This window comes from Halalkalibacter sp. HAAS-P013 (assembly GCF_056619925.1).
Genome location: NZ_JBWQTU010000005.1, coordinates 316,033 through 334,103, shown reverse-complemented (window position 1 = coordinate 334,103; position 18,071 = coordinate 316,033). Strand labels below are relative to the sequence as shown.

Annotated in this window: 18 protein-coding genes and 1 pseudogene; 5 read left to right on the top strand and 14 right to left on the bottom strand. The window is 38.4% G+C overall.

Annotated elements, in window-relative coordinates:
* Positions 1 to 194: 194 nt before the first annotated feature.
* The 14 genes and pseudogenes from AC1FXP_RS09930 to ctaG form a co-directional block, all read right to left on the bottom strand.
* Positions 195 to 1,088 (bottom strand): NAD-dependent epimerase/dehydratase family protein, encoded by an 894-nt coding sequence (locus AC1FXP_RS09930; protein WP_480060834.1) that lies wholly within the window; start codon positions 1,086 to 1,088, stop codon positions 195 to 197.
* Positions 1,089 to 1,153: 65 nt separating this feature from the next.
* Positions 1,154 to 1,897 carry an alpha/beta fold hydrolase gene (locus tag AC1FXP_RS09925; RefSeq protein ID WP_480060832.1) on the bottom strand — a complete coding sequence of 248 codons (744 nt, stop codon included), beginning with the start codon at positions 1,895 to 1,897 and terminating at the stop codon, positions 1,154 to 1,156.
* A gap of 472 nt (positions 1,898 to 2,369) precedes the next feature.
* A complete protein-coding gene (locus tag AC1FXP_RS09920; RefSeq protein ID WP_250097083.1) occupies positions 2,370 to 2,561 on the bottom strand; it encodes a YjzC family protein in 192 nt (63 codons plus the stop codon).
* Positions 2,562 to 2,622: 61 nt separating this feature from the next.
* The gene (argF, locus tag AC1FXP_RS09915; RefSeq protein ID WP_480060830.1) at positions 2,623 to 3,573 is read right to left on the bottom strand and encodes an ornithine carbamoyltransferase; all 951 of its coding nucleotides are present in this window, start codon (positions 3,571 to 3,573) and stop codon (positions 2,623 to 2,625) included.
* A gap of 15 nt (positions 3,574 to 3,588) precedes the next feature.
* A complete protein-coding gene (locus tag AC1FXP_RS09910) occupies positions 3,589 to 6,738 on the bottom strand; it encodes a carbamoyl phosphate synthase large subunit (RefSeq protein ID WP_480060828.1) in 3,150 nt (1,049 codons plus the stop codon).
* The gene (locus AC1FXP_RS09905; protein WP_480060826.1) at positions 6,731 to 7,810 is read right to left on the bottom strand and encodes a carbamoyl phosphate synthase small subunit; all 1,080 of its coding nucleotides are present in this window, start codon (positions 7,808 to 7,810) and stop codon (positions 6,731 to 6,733) included. Before AC1FXP_RS09905 ends, AC1FXP_RS09910 begins: the two co-directional genes overlap by 8 nt.
* A 107-nt stretch (positions 7,811 to 7,917) precedes the next feature.
* A complete protein-coding gene (locus AC1FXP_RS09900) occupies positions 7,918 to 9,084 on the bottom strand; it encodes an acetylornithine transaminase (protein WP_480060824.1) in 1,167 nt (388 codons plus the stop codon).
* Between the two features lie 11 nt (positions 9,085 to 9,095).
* Positions 9,096 to 9,881 carry an acetylglutamate kinase gene (gene argB, locus AC1FXP_RS09895; protein WP_480060822.1) on the bottom strand — a complete coding sequence of 262 codons (786 nt, stop codon included), beginning with the start codon at positions 9,879 to 9,881 and terminating at the stop codon, positions 9,096 to 9,098.
* Between the two features lie 26 nt (positions 9,882 to 9,907).
* Positions 9,908 to 11,143 carry a bifunctional glutamate N-acetyltransferase/amino-acid acetyltransferase ArgJ gene (gene argJ / locus AC1FXP_RS09890; protein WP_480060820.1) on the bottom strand — a complete coding sequence of 412 codons (1,236 nt, stop codon included), beginning with the start codon at positions 11,141 to 11,143 and terminating at the stop codon, positions 9,908 to 9,910.
* 17 nt (positions 11,144 to 11,160) lie between these two features.
* A complete protein-coding gene (argC, locus tag AC1FXP_RS09885; RefSeq protein WP_480060818.1) occupies positions 11,161 to 12,198 on the bottom strand; it encodes an N-acetyl-gamma-glutamyl-phosphate reductase in 1,038 nt (345 codons plus the stop codon).
* A gap of 300 nt (positions 12,199 to 12,498) precedes the next feature.
* Positions 12,499 to 12,813: pseudogene (locus AC1FXP_RS09880) on the bottom strand (redoxin domain-containing protein); the annotation flags it as partial.
* Between the two features lie 18 nt (positions 12,814 to 12,831).
* Complete coding sequence (locus AC1FXP_RS09875) at positions 12,832 to 13,026, bottom strand: hypothetical protein (protein WP_480060816.1); 195 nt, start codon at positions 13,024 to 13,026, stop codon at positions 12,832 to 12,834.
* Between the two features lie 60 nt (positions 13,027 to 13,086).
* The gene (locus AC1FXP_RS09870) at positions 13,087 to 13,677 is read right to left on the bottom strand and encodes an SCO family protein (protein ID WP_480060814.1); all 591 of its coding nucleotides are present in this window, start codon (positions 13,675 to 13,677) and stop codon (positions 13,087 to 13,089) included.
* Between the two features lie 114 nt (positions 13,678 to 13,791).
* The gene (ctaG, locus tag AC1FXP_RS09865; protein WP_480060812.1) at positions 13,792 to 14,709 is read right to left on the bottom strand and encodes a cytochrome c oxidase assembly factor CtaG; all 918 of its coding nucleotides are present in this window, start codon (positions 14,707 to 14,709) and stop codon (positions 13,792 to 13,794) included.
* Between the two features lie 162 nt (positions 14,710 to 14,871).
* Between ctaG and AC1FXP_RS09860 the strand changes: the two genes are divergently transcribed.
* The 5 genes from AC1FXP_RS09860 to AC1FXP_RS09840 all read left to right on the top strand — a co-directional run bounded on the left by AC1FXP_RS09860 (position 14,872) and on the right by AC1FXP_RS09840 (position 17,910).
* Complete coding sequence (locus AC1FXP_RS09860) at positions 14,872 to 15,684, top strand: Cof-type HAD-IIB family hydrolase (protein ID WP_480060810.1); 813 nt, start codon at positions 14,872 to 14,874, stop codon at positions 15,682 to 15,684.
* A gap of 75 nt (positions 15,685 to 15,759) precedes the next feature.
* Positions 15,760 to 15,918 carry a hypothetical protein gene (locus AC1FXP_RS09855; RefSeq protein ID WP_480060808.1) on the top strand — a complete coding sequence of 53 codons (159 nt, stop codon included), beginning with the start codon at positions 15,760 to 15,762 and terminating at the stop codon, positions 15,916 to 15,918.
* Positions 15,918 to 16,142, top strand: a complete 225-nt coding sequence (locus AC1FXP_RS09850) for a DUF3813 domain-containing protein (RefSeq protein ID WP_480060806.1) — start codon at positions 15,918 to 15,920, stop codon at positions 16,140 to 16,142. The genes AC1FXP_RS09855 and AC1FXP_RS09850 overlap by 1 nt, the downstream gene beginning before the upstream one ends.
* A 392-nt stretch (positions 16,143 to 16,534) precedes the next feature.
* Positions 16,535 to 16,990, top strand: coding sequence for a GNAT family N-acetyltransferase (locus AC1FXP_RS09845; RefSeq protein ID WP_480060804.1), 456 nt, complete (start codon positions 16,535 to 16,537; stop codon positions 16,988 to 16,990).
* A 317-nt stretch (positions 16,991 to 17,307) separates the two neighbouring features.
* Entirely contained in the window at positions 17,308 to 17,910 is a 603-nt protein-coding gene (locus AC1FXP_RS09840) for a hypothetical protein (RefSeq protein ID WP_480060802.1), read from the top strand.
* Positions 17,911 to 18,071 lie beyond the last annotated feature (161 nt).

The following is an 18,071-nucleotide window of genomic DNA, read 5'->3' as shown; positions in this document are numbered from 1 at the left end:
TGCTTCTACAACGAGTCACCCTTTTTTTGATACAAAAATTCTACAATTCCACCTAAAAATAATGCTACTATAACACTTACTCCCTCTCCAAGCTGAAATACGTTCTGAAGGAGAAAAAAAGTAAAAATTGTCACAATCGCAAAGATTATGATACCTACGATAGCTTTTTTCCTCTGCACCTGTTCACACCCTTATCACAACCGTTGTTGGTTCTGCCATTGTTTCACATGTTCACGCTGTTTGGCAAGTCCTTTCTCTAGTGATGTTTTTGGGGTGAATCCAAGTAAGGTTGTTGATTTCTCATTACTTAGCGTCGTTCTTATACGATTTTGTTTCGTTATTTCTTGCCGCCCTAACAATCGAAGCCCCTCATACCATGTCCCTTCCTGACCAGATGATAAATGAAAAATTTCATTCCTATTATCAATGCTAGCTGCCAATAGAAAAGCTTCCACGCAGTCTTCAACATAAATTACATCTAATGTGGAGCGATCAATCTCTAGCTCTTTCTTTCCAAGTAGAATTTTTTGATACGTCATATCCGCCCTTTGCCATGGTCCATAAATTGTTGGAAGTCTCACAATTTGATAGGAAATCCCTCGCTCCTTGCATTCCTTTTCAATGAGCCTTTCGCTAGCTAATTTTGTTATTCCATAGGCGGAAGTCGGATTAGTTGGTGTCCGCTCTGTGATTTTTCCTGGACGTTCTCCATATACCTCTACCGTAGAAGCGTAAATAAGTGTCGCTTTTTTCGATATAGCTTTCACTAACTTCTTTGTTAAACTCACATTATCTTCTATCACCTTCGCTAACTTTGGCCATTTGCTATCTGAAGATGTCGCTGCGGCAAAATGATAAATCACATCGACACCGTTTAGCACTTTTTCCAAGTTAATGTCTTCTAATTTTTCGTCAATTAAGGTAACTAAATCATTTCTTCCAATTCTCAACCATTTTTCTTCCTGTTCTGCTTTCCTCTCTGTTGACATTTTATCGACAATAATTACTTCTTTGCCTTCCATCAGAAGCCGCTCAGCCATATGATATCCTATAAAACCTAATCCCCCAGTGACAAGTGCTTTTTTCATTTGCTTTTCCCCCTATACTATCAAGTTATGTAAAGAGCCTTCTCTTATGTCACTAAAGAGATAGGCTATAATTTAACTTCATGCTTCTTGTAAAATGGAAAAGCTGACTGCACTGCTTTATAGAAGGATTTATCGTTTCCATGTATACGCAAATTAACAAGGATTTGTCTTTCGGCCAACTGTTGTTGAAAAGGCCGGCTTTGAGTTTGAAGAGGGAAATGCTTTTCCTGCATATGACAATGAATTGAAAGTGGTGGAACCGCTCCTTCCGTCAGTTCAGGTGTGATTTCCTTTATTTTATCAGAAGTTATTTCCTTTGGTAGGAGATCGTAGGCTTCACCGATTTCTTTTTGTAATCGTTTAAAATATAGCTTATTTTCTTGTTCCTGTTCAAAATAAGCTTGTAAAAAAAAGCATGGATTTACAAAATAACAAGATCGAACTTGCTTAGCGTGAGACTGTAAAAATCTCAAGGCAACTAAAGCTCCACTACCTTGGGCAAATAAATGAATTTTAGCATTCAAAATTTCTTTTTTTAGTACAATTGAGTAAAGCTTCTCAAATAACTGAAACGCTCGGGGGCCTCCCCAGTGCCGGTTAAAAAGTGAAGAAGCTACGACTGTATATCCTCTACTCAATAAATCATCTAAAAATTGATTTTTCTCAGGATGATGCTCCCAATCACTCGTATCCTTTTCAACTAACATCCCATTGTCTCCAATAAAAAAAACGGCAAAACCACTTGGACGTTCTGGAAGATAGATGACGTTCCACTGTTCTTCAATGCGAAAAAAACGTGCACGTATCATTGTTTTACGTCTCTCCCATCATTTTCAATGTAGTATCCTTACTACGTTATGCAACAAATTGGAAAACGGAAGCAAAAGTATTAATTAATTAATTAATTATTTATTAATACTTGATTTAATATAAAAAACCTCTTTTTCTTCTAAAGATTAGTCGTTAAGAAGAAAAAGAGGTTTATTTTGGTTGATGTTATGCGAACATGTTTGCGATGGCTCCGCTAACCGTGCGCCTTTTAGGAGAAGGTCACTCCTAAAAGGCTTAAGACATTACGGCGGCTTCGCTTATGGTTCGAACCTGAATCAAAAGGGGAAAATTCCCTTTAACCTTGAATAGTGCGAACATGTTTGCAATGGCTTCACTCGCCGTGCGCCTTTTAGGAGAAGATCACTCCTAAAAGGCTTGAAACATTACGGCGGCTTCGCTCATTGCTTCGAGATTTAACCAAAAGGTAAAAAGCACCTTTTGGTTAAATCTCTACAGCCCGGCTTTTGGTTTTGGTTTTGGTGTCCACTTTCGATTATGGTTTTGGGTATCAGGGAACGTGTCGCCTGCTTCCATTTTTAAAGCCTTTGGATCTTGAACCATGTCTCCAGTCTCACCAATTTCTACATATATGCCATTATTTGGTGCTTTCTGACCTGGTTCGAATAATCGATTCTGACCCATGGTAGCATCCCTCCTTCACCAATTAGAATACCCATAAGGTAACTAATCATGACAGGTTGGATTAAGAGTTCGAAACTAAAGCTAAAAGAATAGCTTTTTGTGCATGTAGGCGATTTTCTGCTTGATCATATACAGCAGATTGTTTGCCATCAATAATATCAGCCGCTACCTCTTCTCCACGATGCGCAGGTAAACAATGTAAGAAGATGAAATCATCTTTCGCTAAGCTTGCTAATTGTGTGTTCACTTGATATTGGCTAAACTGATTCAAGCGTTCTTCCTGCTCTTGTTCATATCCCATACTTGCCCAAACGTCTGTGTAGATAACGTCTGCATCTTTCACAGCTTCTTGTGGGTCATTTGTTTGAACAAGTGTTGCGCCCGTTTCCACTGCTGCTTTCTTTGCCTTCTCAAAAATTTCTTGGTTAACTTCATACCCTTTAGGTGTTGCAATGCTTACATCCATTCCGACTTTCGCACCCGCTGCTAAAAGAGAATGTGCTACATTATTGCCATCTCCAACATAGGCTAACTTTAGTCCCTTTAACGTTTTCTTATGTTCGTAAATAGTTAATAAATCCGCCATTGCTTGACAAGGATGATACCCGTCTGTTAGAGCATTAATGACCGGAACAGATGCATGCTCTGCTAATTCTTCAACCAGTTCATGAGAATTCGTTCGAATCATAATCGCATCAACGTAACGCGAGAGCACATTGGCTGTATCCTTCACAGGCTCACCTCTACCAATTTGCATGTCACGTGGGCTTAAGAACAAAGCGTGACCTCCAAGTTGTGTCATTCCTACTTCGAAGGAGACACGAGTCCGAGTAGATGCATTTTCAAAGATCATACCTAATGACTTACCTTTTAATACATCCGCATATTCGGCTTTATTTTGTTTTATTGTAAGAGCACTTTTAAGTAGTGTATCTATTTCATTTGGTGTGTAATCAAGTAATGTAAGAAAATCACGTCCGGAAAATGTTTTGTTATCAATTGCTGCATTCATCTATTGTCACGCCCTTTACTTAATAAGTTCCTTCTCTTTTAACCACCAGTCTTGAATGGCATGATACTGTAATTCTTTCACGTTTAATCCTTTTAGCATTACATCTAATGTCGTTAATTCAGAAATAACTGAGCAGCGCTGCCTTAAAGCTTCTTGGCGATTTAGAGTACCATCTTTTGTACCAAGCTTTGGTAAGCTTACTAGAGCGATTGCTTCATCTGACTGCACCCAATCTGAAAATTTATCTGTTACAAGTGTAAAACCCAAGTGTTGCAACTTGATAGCATAAGGAGCAAAGTTATCTTTAAATTCCTCTGCTACATCAACAAAAATGGACCCTGTTTGCGTAAATAGCTTCGGCTTTGACTGTTGTGACCAAACAAAGGCTTTTAAAAATGCCTCATCAAGGTCTGCTCCCATGCTCATCAACTCTCCCGTTGATTTCATTTCAGCTTCCAATAACGGATCTAGTCCAGCTAATTTTTGATATGAGAAAACAGGTGCTTTTACCGTGTAAAAATGCGGCTCTGGCATAGTGCGATGAACTAGGCCCAAATCTGACATAGACGCACCTAGAAGCAATTGCACAGTGTAGTCAATTAATGACTGATTTGAAATTTTACTTAAAATTGGAACCGTTCTTGATGCACGTGGATTAATTTCAATTACGTATAATTGCTTTTCAAACAACACAAATTGTATATTAAAAATCCCTTTTAAGTCCATTCCTTTAGCAATTCGTTCAGTATATTCAGAAACGAGTTCCTTAATCTCTTTAGCTATCGAATATGGAGGGGTGACAGCGGTACTATCACCAGAGTGTACTCCTGCACGTTCCACATGCTCAAACATTCCAGCTATGCATACACTTTCTCCGTCCGTCAACGCATCCACTTCTAGTTCAACTCCTGGGTAATAGGCGTCGATAAGTAATGGAAATGCTGCAGTATATTCTTCATCTTCTAAATAAGAAACAAATTCCGTTTTCGATTCAAACAACATCATACCCTGACCACCAATGACGTAAGAAGGTCTAATTAACACTGGATAGCCAATTTGTTCTGCTTTTTCTAATGCATCCTCTTCATTAGTAGCTGTTACACCAGGAATATGTGGAACATTAACTTGTTGCATGAATGAATAAAAACGTCCTCTGTCTTCAAGTTGGTCAATCGTATCAAGATTTGTACCAAAGAGTCTTACTCCAGCAGCTTCTAATCCTTCAACTAAGGAAATTGCCGTTTGTCCTCCTAATTGAACAATTACGCCTTCTACTTGCTCTAAATCAATGACATTTAATACATCCTCAACGGTCAATGGTTCAAAATAAAGGCGATCAGCTGTTGCATAATCCGTGCTGACAGTTTCAGGATTGTTGTTCATCATAATGGCTTCATAGCCAAGACGGTGAAGACTTTGGATTCCTTGCACGGAACAGTAATCAAATTCAATTCCTTGCCCAATTCGGATTGGACCAGAACCAATTAAAAGAATTTTCTTTTTCCCTGATTGCGGAATAATATCATGTTCACCAGACCAGCTAGAATAAAAATAAGCCGTTGAAGCCATAAATTCTCCAGCACAAGTATCGACCATTTTATATGAAGGAGTAATACTAAACTCAAGTCGTTTTTCTCTAACTTGTTGCTCCGTTACTCCCCAAACAGCAGCAAGCCACTCATCCGTAAATCCTGCTTTTTTGTATGCTAAAAGTTGCTCTTTAGTTATGTTCACAAAACTTGTTTCTTTACTCTTTTTCTCCATTTGAATCAAACGTTCAAATGCTTGAAGGAAAAAGGCATTAATACCAGTAAGCTCATGTAACGCTTGTCGGGAATAGCCTCTTCTCAAAAGTTCTAGCAACACAAAGAACCTGCGATCGTCAGCATGTTTAACTAGATACAACAACTCTTCTTCTGATTTCTTTGTTACAGACGGAAGATCTAACCCATTCGTCTTCAGCTCTAAAGAACGAACTGCCTTTTGGATACCTGCTTCCAAATTCCGTTCGATTGCCATTACCTCACCAGTAGCCTTCATTTGCGTTCCAAGCTTCCGCTCCGCATGAACAAATTTATCGAAAGGCCAACGTGGGAATTTAACTACAACGTAATCTAGTGCTGGTTCAAAACTAGCGTAAGTATGACCTGTTACAGGATTAATGATTTCGTGCAAGTTGTAACCAATGCTTACCTTAGCAGCCATTTGCGCAATTGGATAACCAGTTGCTTTTGACGCCAGAGCTGAAGAACGACTCACACGAGGATTTACTTCAATTAAATAATATTGCTTACTATAAGGATCTAAAGCAAATTGTATGTTACATCCTCCAACAATCCCGAGCGCGCGAATGATTTTCACAGAGCACGTGCGAAGCATCTGATACTCTACATCCGTTAAAGTTTGTGATGGAGCAACAACAATTGAGTCTCCTGTGTGAATCCCTACTGGATCAATATTTTCCATATTACATATCGTAATACACGTATCGTTACTATCGCGCATTACTTCATATTCAATTTCTTTATAACCAGCAATACTTTTCTCAATTAAACATTGGCTGATCGGACTAAGAGAGAGTCCGCCTTTGATGATTTGTTTTAATTCCTCTTCATCAGAGGCGATTCCTCCCCCAGCTCCTCCAAGCGTGTAAGCTGGGCGGACAATGATTGGATACCCTACCTCATTCGCAAATTTGATTGCCGCTTCGCTTGTCGTTACAATTTCACTTTCAGGAACAGGTTCATTAAGCTCTTGCATTAACGCACGGAAAGCCTCACGATCTTCCCCTTTTTTAATTGACTCAATCGGTGTACCTAGTAAATATACGCCATATTTTGCTAGTATTCCTTTATCATGAAGCTCCATCGCTAAATTTAAACCTGTTTGACCTCCAAGAGTGGCAAGGATTCCATCAGGCTGTTCTTTTTGGATAATAGCCTCGACGCTTTCAACCGTCAGAGGTTCAAAATACACTCGATCAGCACATGACTCATCTGTCATAACCGTAGCAGGATTGTTATTGACAAGGATTACTTTAATTCCTTCTTCCTTTAGAGCTAGACATGCTTGCGTTCCAGCATAATCAAACTCTGCCGCTTGCCCAATGACAATCGGGCCTGAGCCAATAACGAGTACTTTCTTTAGTTTTTGTTGTTTAGGCATATGCTTTCTCTCTCCCCTTGTTGCTTAGCATTTCTATGAAAGTAAAGAAGAGCTGTTCACTATCTGAAGGTCCTGGATGAGCTTCCGGATGAAACTGAACTGTAAAAACAGGATATTGCTTATGAATGAGCCCTTCAATAGAAGAATCATTAATATTCATAAATTTCGCTTTAAACCCTGTTCCATCAAGTGATTCTTCATTAACAACATAGCTATGGTTTTGTGATGTCATATAAACTTTGTTCGTTGCTAAATCAATAACTGGTTGATTCGCGCCACGATGGCCAAATGATAACTTCTCCGTTTCTGCACCAAAAGCAAGCGCAAGCAGTTGATGACCAAGACAAATACCCATTGTAGGATAACTCATCGCTACTTTTCTTATTGTTGGAAGAAGTTCTTGTAGTTGTTTCGGATTTCCAGGACCATTCGTATACATAACTCCATCTGGTTGAAGGTTTTGAATTGCTTCAAACGTAGTATCATAAGGAACAAGGGAAACCCTACATCCTTGTTCGAGCAAAGAATCTAAAATTGATTTCTTATATCCAAAATCGACCATGACAATATGATGATCGCCACTTCCATACGTATTGATTGTTTTCGTTGATACTTCTGGTACTACTTCCTGCTGACCAAGAGGAATAGATTGATTGAATGATAGATTCGTTGGATCTGTTGTGATGATCGCTCGCATATCGCCCTGTTCTCGTATCCTTTTCACAATCGCTCTCGTATCAATCCCTGACACGAGTGGGATTGAATGCTTCTCACAGTAGGACTCTAGGGATGAACATGATTCATAATGGAATCCTTCATTTGATAATTCACTTACTAGTAAGGCATTTACTTGTGGAGTAATGCTTTCGAAATCAACTTCATTCACCCCGTAATTCCCTATTAGTGGATACGTGAACACGACCATTTGCCCTTTAAACGATGGATCACTTAACACTTCCTGATATCCTGACATTCCTGTAAAAAACACAATCTCTCCATGTACTTCCTTTTCTTTGCCATGAAGAATACCTTCAAACATCTCACCGTTTTCTAATACTACGTATCCTTTCATCTGATTCCCTCCACCCATTGACGAATACTTATACTAATCATTTAATTTTTATACATGCTTGCTTTATATAAAACCACTACATCAACAGTAGTGATTATTCGTTCGTACTATATGTTTACGCTTTGTTTTTGTTCCATTGCCAGAAAGACAGTTGACAAGATTTCACATGCACGCTCTAGTTCACTTTTCGTTGCAACTAAAGGTGGTAAGATCCGAAGAACCTTTGGACCTGCAGGCAATACAAGTAATCCATTCTCTATACATGCCTTAATAATTGGTGCTACTTCAATATGGCAGGCAATTCCAAGCATAAGTCCTTTTCCACGAACTTCTTCAACAATTTTTGAATCGACTAGTCTCTGTTCCAACTCGGCTTTGAACCATTTTCCTTTTTCTTGAACAGATTCTAATAGCTCAGGTTTAAACACTTCCGTTAACACAGCTTTAGCTGCAGCCATGGCAAGTGGATTCCCGCCAAACGTTGAGCCATGACTTCCAGGTGTAAATGCTTCTTTTAGTTGTTCTTTACCAATTAATGCACCAACTGGAAATCCATTACCAAGTCCTTTTGCAACTGTAATAATGTCAGGTGATAACCCAAATTGTTCGTAAGCAAATGCCGTGCCGGTACGTCCGATCCCTGTCTGTACTTCATCAATAATAAGTAAACAGCCAAATTGTTCACATACAGCCTTGAGTGACTCAGCGTATTCATCGCTCATCAAGCGAATGCCACCTTCACCTTGAATGACCTCAACCATAATTGCTGCTGTCTTTTCTGTAACAGTATTTTTTAAAGCTTCAGAATCATTCATTTCAATATACGTAAACTCTGTTAAAAGTGGACCAAATCCTTGGTGAATTTTATCTTGACCTGTTGCAGCCATACTTCCAAGAGTCCGACCGTGGAATGAGTTAGTTAAGCTAACAATGTGATGCTTTCCTGTTGACTTCCTTGCGAGTTTAATCGCTGCTTCGTTGGCTTCTGCACCACTATTACAGAAAAAGACATAGTCACCAACACTGTGATCAACAAGTTGCTCGGCCACTTGCTCTTGCCCTTCAATTTGAAATAGGTTCGATACATGCCATAATTTCTTCATCTGTTCTTCAACTGAAGAAATTACTTTAGGGTGGCAGTGACCTAGATTACAAACAGCAATTCCCGAAATAAAATCTAAATACTCCTTACCATCTGAATCAATTAGTTTCGAGCCCTTCGCCTCTACAGGTGTAATATCCCATCTAGCGTAGGTTGGAAAAAGTGCACTCATTATTGTCCTCCTTACGAAACATAAAGCTTCATCTTTGATTTCAAAATTGTTGTTCCTTGTACTGACCCATCTTTTCCAACATTCGTTGATTTTCCATTCATAATCATTACAGATTGGAGGTTTCCTGCTAGTGTTGAGAGAGCTGCTCTTACCTTTGGAAGCATCCCACCATAGATTGTTCCGTCAGCGATATAGGACTCGATTTCCTCTATTGTCACTTTCTCAAGACACTTTCCATCTTTTAAAATTCCATCTACATCTGTAACAAAAACTAATTGTTCGGCACCTAACTCTTTTGCAATAGCTGCTGCTGCGCTATCAGCATTAACGTTATAATGAGTTCCTTCTGCATTCATGCCAATTGGAGCAATAACAGGAATCATATTCAGTTCCATTAGAGAAGAAAGTAAGTTCGTATTAACCTTTGTTGGCTCTCCAACATAACCTAGCATCCCTTCATTTACTGGTTCGACTTCAATTAATTGACCGTCACATCCAGATAACCCGACTGCCTGACCTCCAGCCTGATGTAAACTAGTTACCACTTGTTTATTGACCTTCCCACATAGCACCATTTCAGCTGTGTCTAGCACATCTTCCGTCGTTTTACGAAGACCATCAACAAATTCAGATTTAATATCTAGTTTTTGCAAAAGGTGATTGATAGCAGGACCTCCACCATGCACAACAATCGGGTGCTTCCCATCTTTTTGCATTTTGACAACACTTTTGAAAAACTCTTCTGATAATTCAGCGATGGTGCTACCTCCACACTTGATAACGACAACATCTTTCACTACTTTCCCCTCCCGAAACGTCTTTCCTATGTTCTATATCCAGCGTTTATTCGTACATAATCATAAGACAAGTCACAACCCCATGCTTTACCTGTACCTTTACCAACTTGTAAATCGACTTTTATAACAACTGTATCGTTATTTTCCATATATGATTTCGCTTCCTCTTCTGAAAACGAGATAGGTTGGCTTTTAACAAGTGTTTGCACAGGTCCAATCGCTATATCTATTGTGTCTGGATTAATCTCACAACCACTGTACCCAACGGCACAAATAATTCTGCCCCAGTTTGCATCAGTACCATAGACAGCTGACTTTACTAAATCTGAACCAACAATTTTCTTTGCTACTTTTCCCGCTTCTTCATCTGTTAGCGCTCCAGTAACTTGAACTTCAATTAATTTTGTCGCACCTTCCCCGTCGCGTGCAATTTGCTTCGCTAACGATTCACACGTCGCTTTAAGAGCTTGATAAAAACTGTCCCAATCAGGATGCGTTGGTGTGAGTGATTCATTTTCTGTTAATCCTGAAGCCATAACAACAACCATATCATTTGTTGATGTATCCCCATCAACGGTAATTCTGTTGAATGTTTGGTTCGTAATTGAAGATAATGCTTCTTGCAATACGGAAGATTCTACATTTGCATCAGTTGTTACAAACGAAAGCATTGTCGCCATATTCGGATTAATCATACCAGACCCTTTTGCGACACCACCTATCGAGACCGTCTTCCCATCCACAGTCGTCTGAAAGCAAACTTTTTTGTTAATCGTGTCTGTTGTTAATATTGCTTCATTAAATAATTCTGCACCTTTTAACGATGACTCTGGAGTAAGTTTTGTAATACCGGGTAAGATTTTTTCCATTGGTAAGTATTCACCAATGACCCCTGTTGACGTTACTGCAACATAATGAGGCGGTAGATTAAAGTGTTTGGCACTTTCATTTCTCATCTGATAAGCATCTTCTAAGCCTTTTGCACCGGTACAAGCATTAGCGTTTCCACTGTTAACAACTAAAGCCTGGATCTTGCCTTCTTTTGCTATTGACTCCTTTGTCACTTTTAATGGAGCAGCTTGAATTCTGTTACAAGTATATACGGCCGCTACATTAGCTGGTACTTCACAATAGATAGCACCAAGGTCTAATCTTTTTCTTTTTACCCCTGTATGCAACCCAATTGCTTGGAATCCTTTTGGAGTTACAATACTTCCGTTTTCTTTTTCTGTTATCACTGGTGCATTCGCTATGCCTTTCATGAGATGACCACCTTCCATTATGGATACATAGGAACAAGAGTTAGCCCCGTACTTTCTTCGAATCCATGAATTAAATTGAAATTTTGAATTGCTTGACCTGATGCTCCCTTAACGACGTTATCAATAACAGAAACTACAGTAATACGTCCTGTTCGTTCATCGTAAGTTACGCCTATATCACAATAATTACTTCCGTACACTTCTTTTGTTGCTGGATAGACTCCCTCTGGCCTAATTCGAACAAAATATTCATTCATATACGCTTCTTTATACAAATCACGTAGCTCCGTTTCCGATATTCTCTGATTCGCTTTTGCATAAATGGTAGCCATGATTCCTCGTACCATAGGAACTAAATGAGGTTGGAATGTGATACTCTGAACCTGTTCATCCCACTGGTGTAAATTTTGTTCTATTTCAGGAATGTGTTTATGTTGATTAATTTGATATATTTTAAAGTTTTCATTCATTTCGCTAAAATGCGTGATTGCTGAAGGTGATCGTCCTGCTCCGGATGTTCCTGATTTTGCATCTACAATAATTGAATCCACGTCAATTAGCTTATTTTTAACTAATGGAGCAAGCCCAAGTAATGTTGCTGTAGGATAACATCCAGGATTAGAGATAATTTGCGCCTTCTGAATCGATTCTCGGTTCCATTCCGGCAGCCCATATACAGAATCCTTAATTAATGCTAGTGGGGCTGCTTCCCGTTTGTACCACTTTTCATAAACCTCTGGATTCTGCAATCGCAAATCTCCAGACAAATCAATAACTCTGCATCCTGCTTCAGCTATCTGTCCTGACCATTCAGCTGAGACTCCAGGGGGTGTAGCGAGAAAGACCGTATCTACTTCATCTTTAATCGATGTAATATCGATGGATTTTAATGTTTGATTATATATATTTGAAACATGTGGATAAGACTCTTGTATATTCATACCTTCTTTTGACGATGTATACAAAACAACCTCTTGCACATGAGGATGTTGGTTTAACAACCTTAATAGTTCTGCGCCACCGTAACCTGTAGCCCCGATAATACCAACTCTCATTATTCCCTCTCCTAACTTTTTTATATCTGCTCTTTTTGATCTTGGTACTCATTATATCTATGTATAAAAATTAATTCAACTGTATTTTTATTTTATTTTACCCATTTTTCAGTCAAATGGTTTCATTTTGTTCCTGACTCATTTGAATTGGATTTATTTCGTTCATTATTCTGACTAAATCACCGAACATGAAACCATTATACTTCACTGTTTTTTTATATGTGTCTGTCTAATCATAAGTTGATTTATTCATACTAAAACAAAATAGACACCTACCGAATGTGGTAAATGTCTACTCTGTTACTCATTTATATTTTCAAATTCATCATAAATAATATTTCTTGTAGCTTCTATTTGGTCACCCCATAAATCATTCACTTGATGATAAATGTAGTTTCCATTCTTATCTAAAATACTAATCCCTCGATAAGACATTTGATCATTTTTCATCCTAACATGCTCAATAACTTCAAACGTTTGATCGGATAAAAATGAAAATGTAAAAGCACCTGCTTCTTTTAGTCTCTTTGAATTTTCAGGACTATCTGTACTAATTGCATAGAGATCTGCATCTAAGTCCTCAAATAAATGTAAGTTATCTTGCAACTGAACTAGTTGCTGCTGACAAAGGCCTCAGCCAACTTCAGTAAAGTGGAACAAGATCGTTGCACGTTCTTTATTTGTTAGCGTTACTTCTTCTCCGTCTTCATTTAGAAGAGTAAGATCGCCTTGTACTTGGCCATCATCCGAACCGCACCCAGCTAAAACAACTAGTAATGCTGCGATGACGAAACACAAAGCTATATTTCTTTTAGGAATTTCTAGCATTCTTTCACCTCCGTCACTTAAACCTACTCTTAAGCTCACCGCTTGTCAACGAATGAGCTTCTATTGAACCGTCTCTAATAAATCTTCAACGATGCTGTCTTGGTTTGTCTGTAAACCATCGTATCTACGAATGACTTGACCATTCGGATCTACTAAAAAGAAGCTCGTACTATGAACAATATCGTCACCATCTGTATCCTGTACTACCGTTTTAAAACTATCTCTTGCAAAAGCAGCAATTTCATCCTGCGTATAACCCGTTAAAAACTGCCATGAATCTAAGTCAGCGCCTACATTAGTTCCATACGATAATAGTTGCTCTGCCGTATCTCTTTCTGGATCAACTGTAAAAGAGATAAATGACATCTCAACCCCCTCTTCCTGCATCGTGGCTTGAAGACGTTGCATATTCGGAGTCATCGTAGGGCAAACGGTCGGGCAATACGTAAAAATCATATTCGCTAACCAATACTTACCTTCTAATTGTTCCGATCCATAGGTCTCCCCATTTTGGTTTGTAAATTCAAATGGTACCACTTCCACTTGCGCTTCTGAAAAGTCATATTCCGAAGAACTACCACTGCCAACTTGATACACCCATCCACATCCACTTAAAAAGAATGCTAGAACAATTATACTTGCTAGTTTCATTACTAATCCCTCTTTCTTTAAGGAAACGTTTTTAAAGGCTTCCTTAGTAACAGAAGACTACTAAAAAATATAACGATCTTTTTTAGTAGTCTTATCATTTTTATTTAAGAAGTTTTACGATTTTGCTATTGGAATGTCGCTAATCGTTAGTGTTCCCTCTTGCTGTTTTTCTTTCTTTAACCATTGCTTAAATACGTAGCCAATGGTAAAACCGTACGTAATTTCCTGCATAACTTTCATTAACACACCAGCTAACTGTTGGTCCATCCTTGCTTCAAGAAACGTAAAGGAATTAGGTCCTGAAAGAAGACCCATTGGTACCTCTGTGCCTGGTGGCAAACAATACGCCATCACTTGTGCCCAAATTGCTGGGTCCGTGTATGTTTGGTATAGGGTTGTAGGTGCAAAAATAATTAACGCACAGGCAGGAGTAATTAATATCCCGTTTGCAAAAATATACCCTACTCGGCGCAAATCTGACAAAGGAAATGCACTTGGAAGCGGAGCAATCATATGCCACCACATTAAGGCAGCCGCAAATAATAACAGGTACTCATATAAGCTGTGCAAAATAACAGACTGCATCAAAGTATCAAACATAAACGGGACATGATAAAATGAAAAAAGTCCATTAAATAAAAACAAAGCTACAATCGGACTCCAAATTACACGAAAAATTCGTTCGGTAATAGGCGAACGAAAGCGATCAACAATCGCTTGGAAAAACCAAGAAGGGATTGCTAATAAAAAGAGTGGTGTAGCAATAAAATAAGCAAACACCATTTGTGTCATATGGAAGCTTATCATAATATGTCCAGCAACATAGAGAGGGCTACCCCAACCAATATATAGTGCGAGCAACGCTAAGACAAAATATACTTTTTGTCTCGTTCGCACAGGAGTCGCTCCTTTAAAACGATCTCGCCATTTTGTAACGAGTAAAAAATAAAGGATTCCAATAATTAGTAATCCTAACATTAACTCTGGTGTCCACAAAGCTCGAAAACCAAAGTTCTCAAATAATACATTCACTGCTTTCCCTCCTTTTTGGAGATATTACTATTAAAAGCATGTCTATCATAACATATATCTGTTCGTTAATATTTGAACGAATACAGAAATTTTATAGGATAGATTGTTCAAAAAAGGAAATTTCCATACTTAACATTAACTTTCTAGAGAAAGGTAGATTTGATGTCAAAACAACACTTAATCGCTCTTGACTTAGACGGAACTTTACTAACCGACGAAAAGACCATTACACCGCGCACAAAACAAGTGATAGCTAAAGCGAGAGAAGAAGGTCATATCGTCTCGATCTCTACTGGCCGTCCGTACCGAGCTAGCAGCCAGTATTACCAAGAATTAAATCTTGATACAGCCATTGTCAATTTTAATGGAGCTTTTGTCCATCATCCACATGATAAAAGTTTTGGTACATACCATTCGCCTCTTGATTTAAAGACGGCAAAAACAGTCATCGAAACATGTGAAGCATTCAACGTTAGCAATATTATGGTTGAAGTAATTGATGATTTTTACTTAAGAAATTTCGATGAGGTATTTGTAGAGACCTTTCTTTCAGGTCAAAACCCTGTTGACCATGGAAATTTATTACATATTCTAAAAGAAGATCCTACTTGTGTATTAATCCACCCACAAGATCATCATATCAAAGAACTCCGTAATCTCCTTGTTGATGCACATGCCGAAGTAATTGACCAACGAGTTTGGGGTGCTCCGTGGAATGTCATTGAAATTGTGAAAGCGGGAATGAACAAGGCTCTAGGCTTAAAAAAGGTTGCCGATTTTTATCAAATTCCGAGAGAACGAATCATCGCATTTGGTGATGAGGACAATGATTTTGAGATGATCGAATATGCAGGACAAGGGGTGGCCATGGCTAATGGCATCGACCAATTAAAAACTCTTGCTAACAACATTACGTTATCAAACGAAGAGGATGGCGTTGCCATTTACTTAGAAGAAGCATTAAACTTACGCTAATCCTATAGAATGAATTTCCAGCAATGGGGTACGTTAGAAACGTAAAATTCATTTTCATTAAAAGGAGTCAAGCGAATGAGTAAGAAATCCCAATCAAATCAGTTTAATCAAGATAGGAAAGATTCTGTTATACCAGCTAAAAATACTGAGATTGACATGATGATTATGGGCGATATGTCTATTGAAAAGGCTGAGCGTCTCCACAGAAAGAAACCTGATGAAGGTGGGAAATAATGGGAAATCATATTAGTTTTCAAGAAGCAAGAGAATCCGTTGCGAGATTTGAGCTATTAGCATTAGCTGCTGAAACACAAATCCAACGAGAAGCCGTATTAAAAGAATTAGAACGCGCTAAACTTGCCCTTCATTCTGCTTTTACTAATTCAAGTCCTACAGAACAAGATCAACTCATTCACATGCAAGAACATCTACAAAGCGTTTATCAAGAAGAATTATAATCAATAAGAAGCTTTCTCAAAAAAGAGCTAGCTGGACATTGACTCCGTTTCATACATTTCATCAGGAAGTGTTCAAAAAGGGAAAAGCCAGGAAGGCACTAAAGAAGTCCTTTTTAACAGATTCGAGGAAGCAGCAATGGCTCCACACGTTTCTCGCCTGCTATGAAAAAACCACTCATAGCAGGCTTTAATACAAAGCAACGGTTCCGCCCATTGCTTAAAGGCTATTGAAAAAGGTCAAAACCGTACCTTTTTCAATAGCCTCAAAGACAAACCTTTTTGAACACCCTCTTCCCTTAAAATTCCATCTTAATTAACTACTAACATTGTGTGATTTATGTTACGCTTGCATTATAATTTAAAAGGTATTTAATCTAGGGGGAACTTTGAAAATGGTAAAAGTGTATGAGGTGGATAAAGAAGCAGATATCCAATTTAAGCGACGTATTGCTGATTTATTCATGGGACAGTTAGAGCCCATTGGTCCTGCTAATGCTTATGATCAATTAATGAAAACAATTAATCTAGCATTAAAAGAAGATTCACAGGCTCATATTTTTATCGCCGAAAGAGAAAACACTATTGTCGGAGCTGCATTTTTAAACATAGCTTTAAGCATTGATAAGGGCGGCCATTACATTTGGCTAAATGATTTATACGTTCATAAAGAACACCGAAACCAAGGTATCGCAAAAAAAATCCTCCTAAAAGTCATTTACTGGGCTGAACAAAAAGAAATTAAAGGTATTGAACTTGAAACAGGAATCAACAACGAAGCAACAAAGGCATTATACAATTCATTAGGATTCTACGATATCATATCCAAAAGATACGGATCTAGGTTTTAGAAAAACCACAAAAAGGTGCTCTTCCTTTTTGTGGTTTTTCTTGCAATGTGCGGAGCCGCCGTTATGTTTTAAGCCCAAAGGAATGCTCTTCTCCTTTGGGCGCACGGCGCGTGGAGCCATTGCACTCTCTTCCTCGAGTTATTTCTAAAGTTGATCTTCCTTTTTGCTGAACCTCACTAATCACCACACCCAGAATATTTTTTCTCGCCCATTTATTCTGAAACTGGGCGTTTTACTTCTTTTTTCTGACTATTCTACATATGATATAGCAACCATAACCTTATCAATGCGAAGCTGTCAAAGGAGTGTGTGTCCATATGATGAGAGATTCGTTTGTTGAAGTGGAGTTTTCCGATGTTTATATCGAACTATCCAAACCAGCACTGCATCAGTTTATCAAAAGAATGATGAGCCAACATTACTCTCTCTTTTGGCGCTATGATGCGAGCACTATTTACCTCATGATTGAACTAGAGGATTCAGTCCATGAACTCCCTTTTATTCGAAATACTGAATTTCTCACCCTTTCAGCTGACAGTCTTCATGTTTATGATGATGTGTTAGCAAGTTCACTTGAAAAACTACTTCAACATGAAAAAGGCAATGGAATTGTCAAACGTTCGACAGAAGGTCCTCTCTATATTACTTCATACCAATCTGGTGATATTGAGTCGATGATCGAAATTGATGGGAGTGAAAAGGTCATGATGAACCGAAATGGATCGATGATTCAGTACAAAGATGATGGGAAATCACTTGAGCCTCGTACCATATACAATATGATGAATTTAGAAATTGACTATGTCCTAATGGAACTACATGAAGCTTTGATTGACTCAGACGAATGGCTAATTGATTCTCACAAAAAGAAATTAAAGAAGCTACTGACTAGACGCGAGCAAGTTGAACAGCTACTTTAACTAAATATAGGATAGAAATACTTGTTTCGCTGTTCTTTGTACAGCGAAAAATGCAAGCACTACAGACGTGCTTGCATTTTTTCGGGACTCCCTCCACCTCTCCCCATGCCCACCAAACCATTAAATTCTTTTAATTCTTCAACTAAAATAAATCGAATTAC

Bases quoted from the DNA above. Each gene is read 5' to 3' on its own strand.
- AC1FXP_RS09930 (WP_480060834.1), bottom strand. From the start codon at position 1,088: ATGAAAAAAGCACTTGTCACTGGGGGATTAGGTTTTATAGGATATCAT.
- AC1FXP_RS09925 (WP_480060832.1), bottom strand. From the start codon at position 1,897: ATGATACGTGCACGTTTTTTTCGCATTGAAGAACAGTGGAACGTCATC.
- AC1FXP_RS09920 (WP_250097083.1), bottom strand. From the start codon at position 2,561: ATGGGTCAGAATCGATTATTCGAACCAGGTCAGAAAGCACCAAATAAT.
- argF (WP_480060830.1), bottom strand. From the start codon at position 3,573: ATGAATGCAGCAATTGATAACAAAACATTTTCCGGACGTGATTTTCTT.
- AC1FXP_RS09910 (WP_480060828.1), bottom strand. From the start codon at position 6,738: ATGCCTAAACAACAAAAACTAAAGAAAGTACTCGTTATTGGCTCAGGC.
- AC1FXP_RS09905 (WP_480060826.1), bottom strand. From the start codon at position 7,810: ATGAAAGGATACGTAGTATTAGAAAACGGTGAGATGTTTGAAGGTATT.
- AC1FXP_RS09900 (WP_480060824.1), bottom strand. From the start codon at position 9,084: ATGAGTGCACTTTTTCCAACCTACGCTAGATGGGATATTACACCTGTA.
- argJ (WP_480060820.1), bottom strand. From the start codon at position 11,143: ATGAAAGGCATAGCGAATGCACCAGTGATAACAGAAAAAGAAAACGGA.
- argC (WP_480060818.1), bottom strand. From the start codon at position 12,198: ATGAGAGTTGGTATTATCGGGGCTACAGGTTACGGTGGCGCAGAACTA.
- AC1FXP_RS09875 (WP_480060816.1), bottom strand. From the start codon at position 13,026: ATGCTAGAAATTCCTAAAAGAAATATAGCTTTGTGTTTCGTCATCGCA.
- AC1FXP_RS09870 (WP_480060814.1), bottom strand. From the start codon at position 13,677: ATGAAACTAGCAAGTATAATTGTTCTAGCATTCTTTTTAAGTGGATGT.
- AC1FXP_RS09860 (WP_480060810.1), top strand. From the start codon at position 14,872: ATGTCAAAACAACACTTAATCGCTCTTGACTTAGACGGAACTTTACTA.
- AC1FXP_RS09855 (WP_480060808.1), top strand. From the start codon at position 15,760: ATGAGTAAGAAATCCCAATCAAATCAGTTTAATCAAGATAGGAAAGAT.
- AC1FXP_RS09850 (WP_480060806.1), top strand. From the start codon at position 15,918: ATGGGAAATCATATTAGTTTTCAAGAAGCAAGAGAATCCGTTGCGAGA.
- AC1FXP_RS09845 (WP_480060804.1), top strand. From the start codon at position 16,535: ATGGTAAAAGTGTATGAGGTGGATAAAGAAGCAGATATCCAATTTAAG.
- AC1FXP_RS09840 (WP_480060802.1), top strand. From the start codon at position 17,308: ATGATGAGAGATTCGTTTGTTGAAGTGGAGTTTTCCGATGTTTATATC.